The following is a 17,137-nucleotide window of genomic DNA, read 5'->3' as shown; positions in this document are numbered from 1 at the left end:
GAATGCAGATCGGCGAATCATGCGCGGACTGGCACGGTGGCGTCAGGCGCTGCGGCGACTATCTGGCGCGATCCGCCGGCGCCGGAGCGCGCGGCGGATCGAGGGCGATCAGTTGTCGCCGTCGAGCAGGCGGCCGAGGCCGCCCAGTACCGAGCCTTCCTCGCGCGACTGCCCGCCCGCCGCTGGTGCAGCCATCACGATGCGGTTGGCCATGCGCGATAGCGGCAGCGATTGCAGCCAGATCTTGCCGGGGCCGCGCAGCGTGGCGAAGAACAGGCCTTCACCACTGAACAGCGCGCTCTTGATGCGGCCGACGTACTGGATGTCGAAGTCCACGCTCGATTCATAGGCCACGACGCAGCCGGTGTCGACCCGCAGCGTTTCACCTGCGCGCAGTTCCTTCGCCACGAGCGTGCCGCCGGCGTGCACGAAGGCCATGCCATCGCCGTCGAGCTTTTGCATGATGAAGCCCTCGCCGCCGAACAGGCCCGCGCCGAGCTTGCGCTGGAAGGCGATGCCGATCGAGACGCCGCGCGCCGCGCAGAGGAAGGAATCCTTCTGGCAGATCAGCGTGCCGCCGATCTTCGCCAGATCCACCGGCACGATGTGGCCCGGGAAGGGGGCCGCGAAGGCGACGCGCTTCTTGCCGCTGCCTTCGTTGTGGAAGATCGTGGTGAACAGCGACTCGCCGGTCAGCAGGCGCTTGCCTGCTCCCATCAGCTTGCCGAAGAGGCCCTGCTGCGCGCTGGAGCCGTCGCCGAAGATGGTGTCCATCTCAATGCCGTCTTCCATGAACATCATCGCGCCGGCTTCGCCGATCGCCGCCTCGCCGGGATCGAGTTCGATCTCGACGAACTGCATCGCGTCGCCCTTGATCTCGTAGTCCACAACATCCATGGCCATGGTGGTCTCTCCTTTTGGATTCGTGCCGCTTCAGTGCAACATCATCTGACGAATGTATTTCACCGGTGCGCTGCCGAAAGACAGGAAGCGCTCATGAAAGGCTTTCAGGTTGAAGGCTTCACCCTCGCGGCGGCGTAGATCCTCGCGCAGCGCGTAGATGCTGGCGAAACCGCTGTAGTAGCTGGTCAGCTGGACCTGGGTGAGCTGCACACGGCGCCATTTCTCCTGTGCTTCCGCTTCTTGCTGGAAGGCTTCATCGCGCAGCAGGCGCATCGCCTGCGCTTCGGTCATGCCCAGCGTATGTACGCTGTAGTCCAGGATTGTGTTGCACACCACGCGCAACGCCCACTTCGCGTAGATCAGCTCCATCTCCGGCTCGTGGTTGCCCCAGCCGGATTCGAGCATCATCCGCTCGGCGTACACCGCCCAGCCTTCGATCATTGCGCCGTTGCCGAGCAGGCTTTTCACCAGGCTGGGCGAGCGGTTGGCGTAGACCAGCTGCGCGTAGTGGCCCGGCACCGCTTCGTGAATGTTGAGGATCTGCAGCATCCAGTGGTTGTATTCGAGCAGGGTGCTTTCCTGCTCGGCGGCGGGCTCGTTGTCGAGCGGATCGACGTTGTACCAGGTGGTCGCTGCCGGATCGAAAGGCCCGGGGGCATCGATCGAAGCGCCAGCCACGCCGCGTTTGTGCAGCGGTGTCTCGCGCACCTGCAGCGGTTTGTCCGGGTCCAGCGTCAGCAGGTCGTGATCGCGCACCCAGGCTTCGAGCTGCGGGATCTGCCGCTTCACTTCGTCAACGAAGTCTGCCGCCGCGACGTGACGTTCCGAGAGCTTGCCGATCAGCTGGCTGATGCGCTCCAGCCGCGTGGCAGGCAGCGGCGTATCGGCGAAATACTTGGGCCACAGTGTTGCGGCGAGCGCATCCATCTTCGCATGCAGGCGCTCCTTCTCGGTCAGCGCGGCGCGGTAGAGCTGCGTCGGTGTCAGATCGGTCTGGATGTCGTAGGCGAACTTGCGCGCATACAGCGCTGGCCCGATGCGGAAGCTGCGTGCCTCGCCGCGCGTCAGGCGCGGCAGCATCGTTTCGAGATGGGCGATCCATTCACGCACCGCTTGCCGCGCGAGCGACGCGCGCGTGCGCAGCTCGGCAAGGCGCGCTTCGTCGAGCGTCGAGTCGTTGATCGCCGATTCGAGCGGCGCGCCAAGCAGATCGAGTACGCCCTGACTTTGCTGGATCGCGAGTCGCGTGTGTTCCAGCGTCGGGCGACGGACTGTGTGCCGGGCTGCCATGTAGTAAGCCGGCACCTGTGCGAGACGGGCCGAGATCGCGAGCAGGCGGGCGTCGCGCGGCGCGTAGTCGCGCGTCAGCAGGATCGAGAAGCCTTCGCCGATGTTCCATTCGCTCGGATCCCATTCCAGGTTGCGGAATTGGCTGCGGTACCACTGGATGCTGCGTAGCTGGTTCTCGATCAACGCGCGGTCGACGCGGTTCGATTCGGACAATTGCCCGACCGGGTGGCGCGCGAGTTGCCCGAGCCATTTCTGTGCGAACGCAAGGTCTGCCGCGGGGTCCGGAATGGCGAGGCGCTGCGCGTCGCGATACTGGCCGACTTGCAAGGCCCATTCCGGGTTTTGTGTCAGCAGGGCGTCGATGAAGCCCTGCTTGAAGGTGTCGAAGCTCGCATCGGCGCGCGAGGCGGGATTGGTGGGCACAACCGGCGCCACATCGGCGTTCGCTGGCGGCGCCGCAGCAAACAGGCTGGCGATCAGCGCGGCGGCGACCGAATGGCGCATCTCGGGCTTCTTCACGCTGCGGCCTCCACTTGCACCAGGCAGTCGTAGAAGGTCGGGCCGTTGCCCAGGTCGGTGAGCGCTTGCGAGGTCACCGCGTTGGCGTTTTCACCGTCGCCGGAGAGTTTCTGCCACCAGATCGACGGCGCGCTGACCACGCCGGCGCGGACACCGGGCTGTGCGGCATCCACCCTCAACGTTGCGTGGAAGGCGCCGCGGTCGTTGAAGATGCGCACACGCTGGCCGTCGGCCAGGTTGCGCGCGGCGGCGTCTTGCGGATGCATGTCGAGCCAGGGCTTGCCCTCGGCCTTCAAGAAGCGCGGGATGTTGGCAAACGTGGTGTTGAGGAAGTTGCGCGCAGGTGGGCTGATGAAGGCGAGCGGGTAGTTTGCCGCCAGCGCCGGGTTGGAGGTTGGCCCCTCGTGCGGAGGCACGTAGGTCGGCAGCGGGTCGTGGCCCTGTGCCTCAAGCGAGGCGGAGTAGAACTCGCACTTGCCCGAAGGCGTCGGGAAGCCGCCCTTGGCAAAGGGGGCGAACGGCGTTGGCAGCGCCATGCGCTGGAAGCCGTCGCGCTTCATCGTTTCCCAGTCGAAGCCCTGGTTGCGCGGGTGATCCTTGCGGAAGGCCTGCGCCGCGATCGCCTCGTCGTCCTCAGTGAAGCAGGCCTCGGTGAAGCCCATGCGGCGCGCCAGTTCGCGGAACACCCAGGTGTTGGGCCGTGCCTCGCCGAGCGGATCGATTGCGGGCACGTTGGCCAGCGCGTTGAGATGGCCGTAGCTCTTGTGCACATCCCAGTGTTCGAGCTGGCTTGTCGCCGGCAGCAGGATGTCGGCGTAGTCCGCGGTGTCGGTCTGGAACAGCTCGTGCACCACCACGAACAGATCCTCGCGGCCGAAACCGGCGCGCACCTTGTTCGAATCCGGCGCCACCGCAACCGGATTCGAGTTGTAGACCATGATCGCGCGCACTTTAGGGTCGTCGCGATACAGCAGCTCGTCGCCGATCGTGCTCATGTTGATCGTGCGCGGCGGGAAGCGCGGGTCTTCCGGGTAGAGGTCGGGGCGTTCCAGCGCTGCGCCGTCTACCGCATAGGTGCCGGAGGTCGACAACAGTACGCCGCCGGCGGCGTGGCGCCAGTGACCGGTCAGTGCGGGCAGGCAGGTGATCGCGCGCATTGCGCTGCCGCCGCCTGCGCAGCGATTGAGCCCGTAGTTGACGCGGATCGCAGCGGGCTTGGCGCTGCCGTATTCGCGCGCGAGCTGTTCGATGTCGGCGGCGGCGAGCCCGGTTTCGCGTGCGGCACGTTCGGGTGTCCACGCGCGCACCCGCTCCGCCAGTTGTTCGAACCCAAGTGTGTAGTCGCGGATGTAGTCGTGGTCGAGCAGCTTGTCGCGCACCAGCACATGCATCATCGCCAGCGCCAGCGCGCCGTCGGTGCCGGGGTAGGGCTGCAGGTGCCAGTGGCTCTTCTCGGCGGTCTGGGTGCGCAGCGGATCGATGCACACGACGCGCGCGCCGCGCCGCTTGGCTTCCTGCACCCGGCTCCACAGATGCAGGTTCGAGACGACCGGGTTGGCGCCCCAGATGATGATGTAGGGCGCATCCGCGAAGGCTTCCGGGTCGGTGCCGAGCGTCGCGCCGATGGTTGCCTTGTAACCCTGGAAACCGGCTTCGGCGCAGATTGTGCGGGCGAGAAAGCTCGCGCCCAGGCGGTGGAAGAAGCGCCGATCCATCGAACTGCCCTGCACCAGGCCCATGGTGCCGGCGTAGCTGTATGGCGTGATTGCGCGCGGGTCGTCCGCGGCAATTGCCTTGAACTTGGCGGCGATGGTGTCGAGCGCCTCGTCCCAGCTGATCCGTTCGAACTTGCCTTCGCCCTTCTTGCCGACACGCTTCATCGGGTACTGCAGGCGTTGCTCGGAGTAGGTGCGTTCAAGGTAGAAGGCAACCTTGGTGCACAGCGCGCCGTTGGTGATCGGCAGATCGGGGGCGCCCTGGATCTTCGTTGCGCGACCGTCCTCAACGGTGACGAGCATGCCGCAGGTATCGGGGCAGTCGTGTGGGCAGGCGGCGCGCACGACGCGCTTGCCGGCAGTGGGGGTGATTTCGCTCATGGCGCTCGCTCCGGGGGGGCCGGCGGGTAGCCGGAAAGCGAGATTCTATGTGTTCCGGCGGGCGCGAGTCACACCCGCGTGCGTCGTGCCCGCGCGTGGCGTGCTGCCGTGTTACGACGAGCGCGCCGCGCTAAGGGATGTCGCCCAGTGGTAGCAGCACCCGCAACCCGGGTGGAACGAGTTCGATCGGCAGATAGCCGACGGCCTTTGGATCGTGGAGCAGATGCGGGATCAGCTCTGCGCTGCCGAGTTGCCGTGGCGGGCGCGCTTGACCGGAGAACACCAGCCGAGCACGCAGCCCGCGCATCATCGCGAGGTTCTTGCCGGCAAGGTGCTGGTAGAAGGCTTCGCGAGCCGGGTCGGTATCGGGCAGGTCGAAGGTCGTGTAGCCGCGGCGTTGGTCCAGCACGAACATGGCGTAGGCGTCATCGCGGCTGAGGCCGGTCAGCGCTGAATCGGCGCGCACCACGATCGCCACCTCGATCGCTTGTGCGCTGGCCGCCAGACAGCCGAGCGCGATCAGGGCGAGCGCGGCCGCTTGCCGGCAGAAGGCGTCGCGACGCCAAGGGTCAGAACTGGTAGTCCAGCGCCAGCGTGAAGACATGGATCGCCGTGTTTCGGCCGTCGAAGCCCGGTTGGGCGTTGGCAAAGACGCCGCGCGACTTGGCGCCGTCCAGGGTATGGTTGTCGTACTGCGCCTTGAGCACAAAGCCGCGATCGAGATCCCAGCGAATGCCGGCGCTCACAATCGTGCTTTCCAGCGTTGTCAGCGATGCGTTGTAAGCGCGGACGGCGGCCACGGCGGCGGGCGGTGCCGTCGGCACGGGCTCCGGCCCATAGTTGTCGTCGAAAGTGATTTGCGCAGCCGCCAGAAACGGCGTGAAACGCCCGATTGCGTAACCGGCGCTCGCATACCAGTCGAACTGCTGCGCTACGAGCTTGGTTGGGCTTTTGCGGTAGATCGCTTCGGCACGCGCGGTCCATGGGGCGTCCTGATACTCCAAGCCGAAATCGAACTGCCAGGTGCTGTTGTAGCCGGTGTTGTAGTTGAAAGCGAGCGTTCCAGCCGGCGGGTAACTGGCCGACACCTGGGTCAGTACCGCGTTGAGCTGGCTGGATACCGGCGACACGTTCTTCACATCGGCATGAAAGGCGCCGATGTAACCGCGCCAAGGCCCCTGTGAAGCATCGAACGACAGGCTGACGAGATCGCGTACCGTCACCGCTGCGTCACCAATGCGGCTTTGCAGATCGACCTTGCTGGTGCCATAGGTGAGCCGGCTGCGTACGCGGGCGCCGCCGCAGTTGCTGGTGAGGTTGAGGTCCGCGCCGTCGAGCGAGGTCAGCGGCATCGGGAAGTACACCGAGAGTGGTGCCCGTACCTCCAGCCGGCTGTTCCCGACCCAGCGGGTTTCCGATTGCATGCCGGAAGGCATCGGGTAGCGTCCGAGCCGAAGCAGGATGTCGTCGCGCGGCGCCCACCCTGCATACAGCCAATCAACGCGGGGCTTGATGTCGTCGTAGGTGTCGTTCGCGGCGATCACCTGCGCAACCACGCGCCACGTCGGCAGAGGGGGATCCCAGGTCAGTTGCAGCGCGAAGTTGGAGTCGTTTGCGAAGTCCCAGTCGCGGGTGCGGCCGCTTCCGACGCTCTGGAACTGCGCCGCACGGAAGTCGGCCAAGCCATCGGTGTCGGCGCGTGTCGCGGCGAGGGTGGCGTATCCATCGATGCGCAGCTCACCCCAATCGCTGGCGCTCGCGCCGTGCGCAGCAAGGCCGGCAAGCGCGGCCGAGACGGCAAGCGTGATCCGTCCTCGTGGCGATCGATGCATGCCGGTCCTCCTGTTTGATGCGGGGTCGTTCAGGGCGCCGAGGGGTCCGGCTGCAGAATCGCCACGCTGCGCGTGCCGGATGGCAGATCGGCGGCCGGCAGGTACGCGATCGCCTTGTGGTCAGCGGCCAGGCGGCCAAGCAGCGAGGGCATGTCGAGTTGCTGTGGCGGGCGGCCGGCGCCAGTAAATACCAGCTTCGAGCGAAGCGCACGCATCATGGTTAGGTTCTTCTGCGCCAGCCGCATGTAGAAAGCGCCGCGTGTCGGGTCGCTCTCGGGCAGGTCAATCGGGTGGAAGTCGCCACGCCTGTCGAGCACGAACATGGCGTAGACCTCGTCGCGCGTCATCAGGCGGATCGATGAATCGCTGCGCACCACGACCGCGATGGCGCCGACCCCGTTGGGATCGGCGGCCACGACATCCCCGCAGGTCGCCAGCAAACATGCCAGCAGAAGCCCGCGCAGCGAGTCAGAACTGATAGTCCAGCGCGAGCGAGAGCACATTGATCGGGTCGGTACGGCCAATGAATCCGGGTTGCGGGTTGACAAACATGCCGCGCGAGTTGGCCTCGTCCAGCTTGAGCCGGTCGTACTGCAGCTTGAGCGCTGCGCCACCCGGCAGGTCGTAGCGCACGCCGGCGCCGATTCGCCGTTGCGCCAGGCCGATCAGCGTGGCGTTGTAGAAGGCGGACAGCGCCGCGCCGCCGGGCGTGCCGGTTGGCAATTGCTTCGGCGACAGATCGCTGTTCTGCCATTGGCGCCCGGCCGTTACAAAGGGCGTGAAGGCGCCGATCGTGTAGCCGCCCACGGCGTACCAGCCCCGTACCGCGTAGATCAGCAAGGTATCGGAGCTGCGCCGCACCGCCTCGGTCTTGAATGACCACGGCGCGCCGAGGTATTCGAAGCCAAGGCTGACCTGCGAAACCGGGAACCAATCAGTGGGGTAGGCCGCCGCCATTTCGCCCGCGACGGGTTGGCTGGGTGCCAATGCGGCGAGTGCGTTATGCAGCGACGCCAGCGGTGCCGAGTGCACCCTTGCCTGGGTGCGGAAGCCGCCGAGGTAGGCCCGCCAGACCTCGCCGCCCAGTTCGACGCTACCGGCCGCGACACGACGCAAATCGACTGAAGAAACGCCGGTCCGCGACGCGGTGTCGAAGTCCGTCTGCCCGAAGCCGGCGCGCAGTTGCAGGTAGCGACCCTCGATGTCGTGGCGCCAGCGCAGCGATGCACCGTCAAGCGACGTCATCGGCAGATGAAAATAGGTCTCGGGCTGCGGCGTGGTGGTCAGTCGTGCATGACCGAGCCAGCGCACCTCGGAATCCATCATCGCGGGGAACGGGGTTCGCCCGGCACGTATCTTTACCGCGTCCGATGGTTGCCAGCCGACGAAGAGCCAGTCCATGCGCGGCTTGAAGTCGTCGTGCGTGTCATTCGCGAGTACGCCCTGCGCGACGACGGTGACGCCGGATACCGGCGGCGACCACAAGGCTTGCAGGCCGAGGATCGAATCGTTCTGGAAGTCCCACTCGCGGGTCCGGTCCGAGCCTGCGCTCAGGTAGTTCGCGCTACGGTAGTCGGCCGCACCGCCGCTGTCGGCCCGTGTGGCAACCAATGTTGCGAAGCCGTTCAAGCGCAGTTCGCCTGCCGTTTCGGACGACACCTCGACTGCCTGGGCCGTCACCGGGCATGCGATGCAGCAGGCAAAGAGGAGGGCGTAAGGCTGCATGGCCATGTCGATGCTTACGGCATGGTGCACGGCAAACTTGAGCGGTGATCGTCGCGACCCTCATGGTCGCGGACGAGGGGTCAGCGGGGCGTCGTGCTGCCGCTGGTCAATTCGATGAAGCGAGCGCGGTCGTCGTCGAAGCGCTGACGGATCAGATCCGCCTCGCGTGTCTTCTGTGCGATTACGCTGCGCAGCGCGGCCAGTTCGGAATCGGTGGCCGTGATGTCTTCGCGCAAGCCCGCCGGGGCGGGCTTGCCCTTCAATGCGGCGATGCGGGTGTCGAGTGACTTGCGTTCGGCGACGAGCTCACGCTCGCGACGACGCAGGTTGTTGATTTCCTGCGTGGCGCCCTGCATGGTCAGGTCCCGCCGCGCTTCGATTTCGCTTGCCGAGCTGTAGCTTTCGAGCAGTGCCTTGTCGCGCCGCTGGCGCTCGGCGACACGCGCTTCCGCGTCGCGCCGGGCTTTGTCTTCGAGCGCCTTGCGGGCGCGCTCTTCGGGCGTCAGCGGGGCTTCCACATCGCGCTTGGTCACGCCGCTGCGCGACATTTCCTTGTACGCACGGTTGTAGCAAGCCTGTGGTAATGGGTCGCCGCAGACCTTGTGGCCAGCACCGTCCTCGCAGCAGAACACGCGTTCGCCGGCGGCATTGGCCGCCGACGCGGCGAATAGCGAGAGGAGCAGAAGCAGCCGATCAGGCCGCATCGCCGATGCCCCATTGGCGACGATAGGCCTGCACGGCATCGAGATGTGTTGTCAGCTGAGGGTTGCTACCCAGGTAGCCAATCAGGTCGACCAGGGTGGCGACGGCGACGACCGGAACGCCGAACTGGCTGCGCACTTCCTGTACCGCGGAGAGCGCGCCGGTGCCGCGCTCCATGCGATCCAGCGCGATCACCACGCCGGCGAGCTCAGCGCCCTGGGCACGAATGATCTCGACCGATTCGCGTACCGAAGTGCCGGCCGAAATCACATCGTCGAGCACCAGCACGCGGCCCTTGAGCGGTGCCCCGACCAGCGTGCCGCCTTCGCCATGATCCTTGGCTTCCTTGCGGTTGAAGCAGAACGGCACGTTGTGGCCACGCTCGGCGAGCCGGATCGCGGTGCCCGCCACCAGCGGGATGCCCTTGTAGGCAGGGCCGAACAGCGTATCGAACGCGATGCCCGAGCTGGCGACCGCATCGGCGTAGTAGCCGCAGAGCTGTCCGAACGATGCGCCGTCGTCAAACAGTGCAGAATTGAAGAAGTAGGGCGACAGACGGCCTGCCTTGGTCTTGAATTCACCGAAACGCAGAACGCCTTTTGCGACGGCGAGGGCAAGAAAATCGCGGCTAAAATCCACAGTGGTCCTAATTTCAGTTTTGGCGCTTTTGCCGCGCCTGTCAGTTCGTAAAATATTCCGACAAATGGCCCCGCCGATGTTACGCGTCATCACACTCAACCTCAACGGCATCCGTTCCGCTGCCAGCAAAGGATTTTACGAATGGCTCGCGGAACAGCACGCCGACCTCGTGTGTCTTCAGGAAATCAAGGCGCAGGAAGCCGATCTGGCTGAAGACCTGCGCTCGCCCGCGGGCTGGCATGCGCGGCTGCATTGCGCCGAGAAAAAGGGCTATAGCGGCGTGGGCGTGTTCTCGCGCGCGCAACCCACCGGCTGGGTGGAAGGGCTGGGGCAAGCCGAGTTCGACGCGGAGGGTCGCTACCTTCAGATCGATCTGCAGACTGCGATGGGCCCCCTCTCGGTGATCTCGCTGTATTTGCCGTCTGGCTCGAGTTCCGAAGAGCGTCAGGCGGCGAAGTTCCGTTTCATGGATGTCTTCCTGCCGCACATGGCCACCCTGCGTGCCAGCGGGCGCGAGGTGATCGTCTGCGGTGACTGGAACATCGCGCACCGCGAAGCGGACTTGAAGAACTGGAAGTCGAACCAGAAGAACTCCGGTTTCCTTCCGGAAGAGCGGGCCTGGCTGAGCCGCCTGTTCGACGAGCAGGGTTGGGTGGATGTGTACCGACGCCTTCACCCCGATACGACCGACGCCTGCTACACATGGTGGTCGAACCGTGGGCAAGCCTGGGCCAAGAACGTCGGTTGGCGCCTGGACTACCAGATCGCCACGCCGGGTATTGCCGCGCTGGCACGCAAGGCGATCGTCTTCAAGGATCAACGCTTCAGCGATCATGCGCCGCTGACGGTCGACTACGAGCTTGCCTTGCAGGTGTGATGCGCCCGGCATTGCCGCGCATGACGCGCCGGGAGTAAGCTGGGGCAGGATTGCGGCGGGCGCCGCAATCGTTGTGACCGCTACCGGAGACAGCCATGAGCGAGATGACGCAAGCCACGCGCGACAAGATGATCGCGGATTTCAAGCTGGTGATCAGCGACGCCGAGCAGCTCCTGAAACTGACCGCTGACGACGCCTCGGGGAAATTCTCCGACGTACGTGGTCGCCTGGGTGAACGCCTTGCCTCAGCGCGGGCCCAGGTGGGCGAATTTGAGGCCGCAGCCGTTGCCAAGGCCAAGGAAGTCGCCAAAGCCACTGACAACTATGTGCACGAAAACCCCTGGCAGTCGATCGGGATCGCCGCTGGAGTCGGTTTCCTGGTGGGTTTGCTTGCGGGCCGTCGCTGATTGCATGACTGAGGTGCGACGCACACAAGCGGGAGGCCGCAATGGCCGGTGACGAAGGTGGCGGAATCGCCGAGCGACTGGGCCGGCTCGGCGATGCGGCGCTCGGTACGGCGCAGACCCGGCTCGCGCTGCTTGCAGTCGAGGTTGAAGAGGAAGGGCTGCGGCTTGGAACCGCGCTCTTTCACCTGATCCTGGCTGCGCTGTTTACCGGCTTTGGCCTGCTTGCGCTGGCGGTCTTCGTGACCGTATGGCTGTGGGACAGCCATCGCCTGCTGGCGCTTGGGGTGGACTCACTGCTTTTCCTGGGCCTCGCCGCTTGGACGGCCACGCAGGCGCAACGGCAACTCGCAGGCGGCACCCGCCTGTTCAAGGACAGCATCGCCGAACTCGAGCGCGACCGCGATGCGCTGCGTGGGCGCCACGACTGATGGCGCCGACCGGCTTGGCCTCGCGGCTGGCCCTACGGCGCGCTGAACTGGTCGAGCGCTCCGGTCGCGAACGCGCGAGGCTGGTCGCTGATCTTGGTGCCCTGGCACCGGCCTTTGGCGCCGCCGACAAGGTGGTTGCAGCGGCCAGCTGGGCGCGCCGCCATGGGGCTGTCATCGTCCTCGTCGCAGCCGCGGTGCTGGCCGTGCGTCGCCCCTCCCGACTGTTGAAGTACGCCGGCCAGGCGTGGTCGCTGTGGCAGGTCTATCGCGGTTATCGCGATCGGCTCGATGGATTGATCGAGCGCATCGAGCGTCGTTGAACCGGCCTTTGCCTGGGTGGGGCCGGCCGGCTTGATCCAGCGCAGCCGTGCGCTTTGCAGGGGCTGGGGTTTGTCTGGTCCGGACGCTAGAATCGCGGATTCCTGACCCCCCGGAGCCCACGATGCTCGAGTCGTACTTCAAGTTGAGCGAACACCGCACCACGGTGCGCACTGAACTTCTCGCAGGCCTGTCTACCTTCCTGACGATGGCCTACATCATTTTCGTCAACCCCAGCATCCTATCGGCTGCCGGCATGCCGCACGACGCGGTGTTCGCGGCAACCTGCCTTGCGGCGGCGCTGGGGTCGATGATCATGGGCCTGTACGCGAACTACCCGATCGCGATGGCGCCGGGGATGGGCCTCAACGCGTACTTTGCCTTTGCCGTGGTGCAGGGCATGGGCTTCACCTGGCAGGCTGCGCTTGGCGCGGTCTTCATTTCCGGCTGCCTGTTCATTCTCGTCAGCCTGTTCAAGGTGCGCGAATGGATCGTCAACGCGATCCCGCATTCGCTGAAGCTGGCGATTTCGGCCGGTATCGGTCTCTTCCTCGCGATTATCGGCCTGAAGAACGCTGGGCTGATCCAGGGTAATCCTGCGACGCTCGTCACCTTGGGTGACCTGCATCAGCCTGGGCCGCTGCTTGCGATCGGCGGTTTTCTGCTGATCGTCGCGCTGGAGGCGCGCCGCATCACCGGCGGCATCATTCTCGGCATCCTTGCGGTGACGGTCGCCTCGATCGCTCTCGGCTACTCCAAATTCTCCGGCGTGTTCTCCGCGCCGCCGTCGTTGGCACCGACCTTTGGCCAGCTCGATATCGGGGCTGCGCTCAATGCGGGTTTGGTTACGGTGGTGCTGACCTTTTTCCTGGTGGAGTTGTTCGATGCCTCCGGCACACTGATTGGCGTGTGCCATCGCGCCGGCCTGCTCGACAAGGATGGTCGGCTGCCGCGCCTGAATCGCGCCCTGTTGGCCGACTCGACCGCGATCGCTGCTGGCGCGGTGATGGGCACTTCGTCGACGACCGCATACATCGAGAGCGCTGCCGGCACCGCCGCGGGCGGCCGTACCGGCCTGACCGCGGTCACGGTTGCACTGCTTTTCCTCGCGGCGCTGTTCCTCGCTCCGCTGGCGGGTGCCGTGCCGGCCTATGCAACTGCCCCTGCCTTGATTTATGTTGCGATCCTGATGACGCGCGGGCTTGCCGAGATCGATTGGGAAGACCTCACCGAGGCGGCGCCGGCGGTGGTGTGCGCCGTCACGATGCCCTTCACTTTCTCGATCGCGCACGGCATCGCATTTGGCTTCGTCGCGTACGCTGGCATCAAGCTGCTGGCTGGGCGCGCAAAGGAAGTACCGATGGCAGTCTGGGTGATTGCCGTTGTATTCGTTGGCAAGTTCGCATTGCTCTAAGCAAGGCGAAATCGGGCGGCGGCGGACGCGTCGGCCCCCGGGTCAGGCAGACAGGGTGTGAGCACGGCAAGCGAAGTGCGGAGGGCGGGCGCGGCAATATTCCAGGGCATCCTGATGAGCTGCGCGCTGGCCTGCGTGCTCGCTTCCGGCGCTGCCCTGGCGGGGATCGCCGAGGATGTCCAGGCGCTTGCCGCGCGACGCGACGTGTCGACGCGCGAAATCCAGAATCAGCTCGATGCCATGCGTGGCGCACTGACCACCGCGCCTGCATCGGCCCGCCGCGAGGCCCAGCGCCTGCAGGCGGAAGTGCTGATCGAACGTGGCCAGTTCCGCGCGGCCAGTGAGCAGCTCGCACAGCTGATCGCGCATACCGAAGCGGTACACGACGACCAGATGCTCGTTCGCGCGCTGGTCCTCAAGGCTCGCCTGGCCTACTACCGCGGGCAACCTGAACAGCAGTATGAAGCTGCCCGGCGTGCCGTTTCGGTGGCCGAGCCGCTCGGCGTACAGGTGCTGATGGCGCGTGCCCAGCAGGCGCTGGGCATGGCTTACGTCCGGCTTGGGCGCAACGAAGACGCGATGCGCACGCTGCTGGCGGCGCTCGAGACCGCAAAAAAGGCGGGTGACGTGCCGCTTGGCGGCCTGATCCTGAAGTCACTTGCGGTCGTTCAGACCTACGTGCCCGACATTGCGCGGGCGCGTCAGTATGTCGAAGAAGCGCGTCGCACGATCGAACCGACGGGCGACCAGTGGTTGCTGTCAGAGATCGAAATTCTGCGCGCGATTGTTTCCGGCCCGATTGAAGACAACACGTCGGATCTTCCGATGCTGATCCGGGCGCACCGCATGGCCGAGCGTCTCGAACTCGCGTTCGACGAAGAAATCTCGTTGGTCAATCTTTCCGACTGGTACCTCAACAAGAAGGAATGGGCCCGCGCGATCGAGGTGTCGAAGCAGGCGGTCGACGTGGCCATGCGTTTTGACGAGCCGGAGCATAGTGGGCTGGCCTACATGAATCATGGTCTGGCGCTGATCGGCGGTGACCGGGCACCTGAGGGGATCCGCCAGCTCGAAGAGGCGATCGCCGTCTTCCGGCGTTCGGGCGAGGACGCATTCCTCGCCAACGCGATCTACGAGGTGGCTAAGGCCTACGAGCGAGTTGGCCGCATGAAGGACGCGACGGCGGCTTATCGGGATTACCGCGTGGTGCGCGATGCCAACGAAGGGCGCTCGCGGGCGCGGCTGGTCGCGGAGATGCAGGAGCGCTTTGATGCCGAGCGCAAGCAGACTGAAATCCTGCGCCTGCGCGAAGACAACGTGCGCACTACCGCCGCAGCGGAAACGCAGCGGCAGCGCGCGATGTTCTGGAGCATCGTGGCGGGGCTGACGATCGCGGCCGGTGTTGCCATCGGCCTGATGTTCCGTCGCACACAGCGAGTCAACGCACGCCTCGTTGAGGCAAACAGCCAGCTGGCCTTCCTTGCGGAGCGTGATTCGCTGACCGGACTGTTCAACCGTCGTGCGATGCGTGCCTGGATCGAGACACAGACGGTGTCGTCGGAGGTCTCCCCGATGGCCTTGCTGCTCTTCGACATTGACCACTTCAAGGCGATCAATGATCGACTGGGTCATGCGATTGGCGACGAGATCATCATTGAGTTCGGGCAACGCGTTCAGGCGCTGCTGCGCGACGGCGATCGGCTCGCACGTTGGGGCGGCGAGGAGTTTCTTGTCGTGTTGCGCGGCGTTTCGGCGCATCAGCTCCCGGCGCTGGCACAGCGGATCCTGCGCAGTATTTCCGACACGCCCTTCGGTACCTCGATCGGCCCGGTGCCGGTCACGGCGTCGATGGGCTTCGTACCGTTCCCGCTTGATCCGGAAGCGGTCGATGAAGGCTGGGAGGGACACCTCGCGATTGCTGACCAGGCGCTCTATCGTGCCAAGGGCAGTGGCCGCAATGCGGGTTTCGGGGTGCTGGCTTTGGTTGCGCCGTGGAGCGAAGTTCGGCGCGGCCTTGCCGAGAGTTTCGATAGCGTGATCGCGAATGGCCTGGTGATATCCGACGCCTGCCGCGGCGGTGCGAGCCTGGTCGACAAGGTTATCCCGTTCGGGGGCCGTAACTACTCGCCCAACTGAACACTGCGCTGGTCAGCCGTCTACCAAGGGCGCAGGAACGGTCGCTACGCTCGCCCTGCCTGCAGAGCACCCGAACTATTCCGTTTTGTTTTTTGTTTGCCGACGTTGCGTTTGCCGTCGCTGGAGTTTCCATGCTGCTTGACCCGAATTACCTGCGTGACCGTATCCGTACGGTGCCCGACTGGCCACAAGCCGGCGTGCAGTTTCGCGATATCACCCCGCTGCTGCAGGATCCGAAGACCCTGCGCGTCCTCGTGGAACAGTTTGTGTTCCGTTACATGGATCAGGACATCGACCTGATTGCCGGCATCGATGCGCGCGGCTTCATCATTGGCGCGATCCTCGCGCACGAACTGAACGTGGGCTTCGTGCCGATCCGCAAGAAGGGCAAGCTGCCCTACACGACGATTTCCGAAGAGTACGAACTCGAATACGGTAGCGCGACGGTCGAGATGCACAGCGACGCCTGCAAGCCGGGCGACCGCGTGCTGCTGATCGACGACCTGATCGCGACGGGCGGCACCATGATGGCGGGCAAGCGTCTGCTGGAGCGGCTCGGGGCCGTTGTCGTCGAAGGCTGTGCCATCGTCGATCTGCCTGAACTGGGCGGCTCAGCGCTATTGCGCGAAGGTGGGCTGAAGCTCTTCACACTGGTCGATTTCGCCGGCCACTGAAACTGATTACGAAACTAGGAGAACACACATGCCTGTCGTCGACATGAAGGAAATCGAGCGTGCGATGGCCGAGGCAGACTGCCTCGTGCCGGATGAAGGCGTCGAAGCCGCGCTGGATCGCCTCGCCGAAGGCATCACCGCTCGCTTGCGCCACACCAATCCGCTGGTGTTCTGCGTCATGAACGGTGGTCTGATCCTCGCCGGCCGCCTGCTGCCGCGCCTGCCCTTCCCGCTGGAAGTGTCGTACCTGCACGCCTCGCGCTATGGCCACGCCTTGCAGGGCAACCTGCTCGACTGGCGGGTGCGCCCGACTCAGGATCTGCGTGGCCGCACGATCCTGGTGCTCGATGACATCCTCGATGAAGGCCATACGCTGTCGGCAATCCTTGAGTACCTCAAGGCCGAAGGCGCAGGGCAGGTTTTCTCTGCGGTGCTGGTGCACAAGTTGCACGACCGCAAGGCCTTCCCTGGCATGCGCGCCGATTTCACCGGGCTCGATGTTGCGGACCGCTTCCTGTTCGGTTGCGGCATGGACTATAAGGGCTACTGGCGCAATGCGCCGGGCATCTACGCCCTGAAGGGGTACTGAGTGCCTGCAAGCCGGGATCAGGTCGTCGAAGCGACGCAACGCTGGCTGGAGCGAGCCGTCATCGGGCTCAACCTGTGCCCCTTTGCCAAGTCGGTGTGGGTCAAGAACCAGGTGCGCATCACCGTCACTGAGGCGCAGACCACCGATGCGTTGCTCGACGCGCTGATTGCCGAGTTGCAGCTGCTGGCCGACACGCCGGCAGAGGAGATCGACACCACCCTGCTGGTACATCCACAGGTGCTGACGGACTTCTACGACTTCAACGACTTCCTCGACGTCGCGGACATCGCGCTGGCCGAGCTCGGGCTGGATGGCGAACTGCAGATCGCGAGCTTCCACCCGGATTTCCAGTTCGCCGATGCGGCCCCGGACGATATCAGCAATGCCACGAATCGTTCGCCGTATCCGACCCTGCATCTGCTGCGCGAGGCGAGCATCGATCGCGCGGTGGAGGCCTTCCCGGACGCCGCCGACATCTACGAGCGCAACATGGAAAAGCTGCGCGAGCTGGGGCCCGAGGGCTGGGCGGCGCTCGGCGTCGGGCCGGACACGCCGGAGAAGTGAGCCGAGGCGCCGTTCGACGGCGCC

The 17,137-nt window shown here is 65.2% G+C and carries 18 protein-coding genes; 9 read left to right on the top strand and 9 right to left on the bottom strand.

Features of this window, described 5'->3' with window-relative positions; translation table 11 throughout:
- Positions 1–108 precede the first annotated feature (108 nt).
- From HH302_RS16545 to pyrE, 9 genes are all read right to left on the bottom strand, one after another.
- Positions 109–903 carry a TIGR00266 family protein gene (locus HH302_RS16545; protein ID WP_172203353.1) on the bottom strand — a complete coding sequence of 265 codons (795 nt, stop codon included), beginning with the start codon at positions 901–903 and terminating at the stop codon, positions 109–111.
- Positions 904–933: 30 nt separating this feature from the next.
- Positions 934–2,712 (bottom strand): DUF885 domain-containing protein, encoded by a 1,779-nt coding sequence (locus HH302_RS16540; RefSeq protein WP_172203352.1) that lies wholly within the window; start codon positions 2,710–2,712, stop codon positions 934–936.
- Positions 2,709–4,808, bottom strand: a complete 2,100-nt coding sequence (locus HH302_RS16535) for a molybdopterin-dependent oxidoreductase (RefSeq protein WP_172203351.1) — start codon at positions 4,806–4,808, stop codon at positions 2,709–2,711. The genes HH302_RS16540 and HH302_RS16535 overlap by 4 nt, the downstream gene beginning before the upstream one ends.
- A 130-nt stretch (positions 4,809–4,938) precedes the next feature.
- Positions 4,939–5,412: a hypothetical protein gene (locus tag HH302_RS16530; protein ID WP_172203350.1), complete on the bottom strand. Its 474-nt coding sequence runs from the start codon at positions 5,410–5,412 to the stop codon at positions 4,939–4,941.
- Complete coding sequence (locus HH302_RS16525) at positions 5,378–6,640, bottom strand: hypothetical protein (RefSeq protein WP_172203349.1); 1,263 nt, start codon at positions 6,638–6,640, stop codon at positions 5,378–5,380. The genes HH302_RS16530 and HH302_RS16525 overlap by 35 nt, the downstream gene beginning before the upstream one ends.
- 29 nt (positions 6,641–6,669) lie before the next feature.
- Entirely contained in the window at positions 6,670–7,056 is a 387-nt protein-coding gene (locus tag HH302_RS16520) for a hypothetical protein (protein WP_172203348.1), read from the bottom strand.
- 52 nt (positions 7,057–7,108) lie between these two features.
- On the bottom strand, positions 7,109–8,395 hold the full coding sequence (locus HH302_RS16515) for a hypothetical protein (RefSeq protein WP_172203347.1): 1,287 nt from the start codon (positions 8,393–8,395) through the stop codon (positions 7,109–7,111).
- Between the two features lie 50 nt (positions 8,396–8,445).
- A complete protein-coding gene (locus tag HH302_RS16510; RefSeq protein ID WP_172203346.1) occupies positions 8,446–9,069 on the bottom strand; it encodes a hypothetical protein in 624 nt (207 codons plus the stop codon).
- Complete coding sequence (gene pyrE / locus HH302_RS16505) at positions 9,059–9,706, bottom strand: orotate phosphoribosyltransferase (RefSeq protein ID WP_172203484.1); 648 nt, start codon at positions 9,704–9,706, stop codon at positions 9,059–9,061. The genes HH302_RS16510 and pyrE overlap by 11 nt, the downstream gene beginning before the upstream one ends.
- 76 nt (positions 9,707–9,782) lie before the next feature.
- Here pyrE and HH302_RS16500 point away from each other — a divergent pair, with 76 nt between their 5' ends.
- The 9 genes from HH302_RS16500 (at position 9,783) to HH302_RS16460 (ending at position 17,113) form a co-directional block, all read left to right on the top strand.
- On the top strand, positions 9,783–10,583 hold the full coding sequence (locus HH302_RS16500) for an exodeoxyribonuclease III (RefSeq protein WP_172203345.1): 801 nt from the start codon (positions 9,783–9,785) through the stop codon (positions 10,581–10,583).
- Between the two features lie 95 nt (positions 10,584–10,678).
- Positions 10,679–10,990 (top strand): YqjD family protein, encoded by a 312-nt coding sequence (locus HH302_RS16495; protein ID WP_172203344.1) that lies wholly within the window; start codon positions 10,679–10,681, stop codon positions 10,988–10,990.
- A gap of 41 nt (positions 10,991–11,031) precedes the next feature.
- Entirely contained in the window at positions 11,032–11,418 is a 387-nt protein-coding gene (locus HH302_RS16490; RefSeq protein ID WP_172203343.1) for a phage holin family protein, read from the top strand.
- Positions 11,418–11,738: a YqjK family protein gene (locus HH302_RS16485; protein ID WP_172203342.1), complete on the top strand. Its 321-nt coding sequence runs from the start codon at positions 11,418–11,420 to the stop codon at positions 11,736–11,738. The genes HH302_RS16490 and HH302_RS16485 overlap by 1 nt, the downstream gene beginning before the upstream one ends.
- 122 nt (positions 11,739–11,860) lie before the next feature.
- Positions 11,861–13,150, top strand: a complete 1,290-nt coding sequence (locus HH302_RS16480) for an NCS2 family permease (protein WP_172203341.1) — start codon at positions 11,861–11,863, stop codon at positions 13,148–13,150.
- 57 nt (positions 13,151–13,207) lie between these two features.
- On the top strand, positions 13,208–15,286 hold the full coding sequence (locus tag HH302_RS22775; protein WP_172203340.1) for a GGDEF domain-containing protein: 2,079 nt from the start codon (positions 13,208–13,210) through the stop codon (positions 15,284–15,286).
- 131 nt (positions 15,287–15,417) lie between these two features.
- On the top strand, positions 15,418–15,960 hold the full coding sequence (locus HH302_RS16470) for an adenine phosphoribosyltransferase (protein WP_172203339.1): 543 nt from the start codon (positions 15,418–15,420) through the stop codon (positions 15,958–15,960).
- Between the two features lie 28 nt (positions 15,961–15,988).
- Entirely contained in the window at positions 15,989–16,549 is a 561-nt protein-coding gene (locus HH302_RS16465; RefSeq protein ID WP_172203338.1) for a hypoxanthine-guanine phosphoribosyltransferase, read from the top strand.
- Complete coding sequence (locus tag HH302_RS16460) at positions 16,550–17,113, top strand: DUF1415 domain-containing protein (RefSeq protein WP_172203337.1); 564 nt, start codon at positions 16,550–16,552, stop codon at positions 17,111–17,113.
- Positions 17,114–17,137 lie beyond the last annotated feature (24 nt).

This window comes from Niveibacterium sp. COAC-50 (assembly GCF_013184235.1).
Classification (GTDB): domain Bacteria; phylum Pseudomonadota; class Gammaproteobacteria; order Burkholderiales; family Rhodocyclaceae; genus Niveibacterium; species Niveibacterium microcysteis.
The sequence above is the reverse complement of the archived record's forward strand: the minus strand, read 5'-3'. Positions and strand labels throughout refer to the sequence as shown.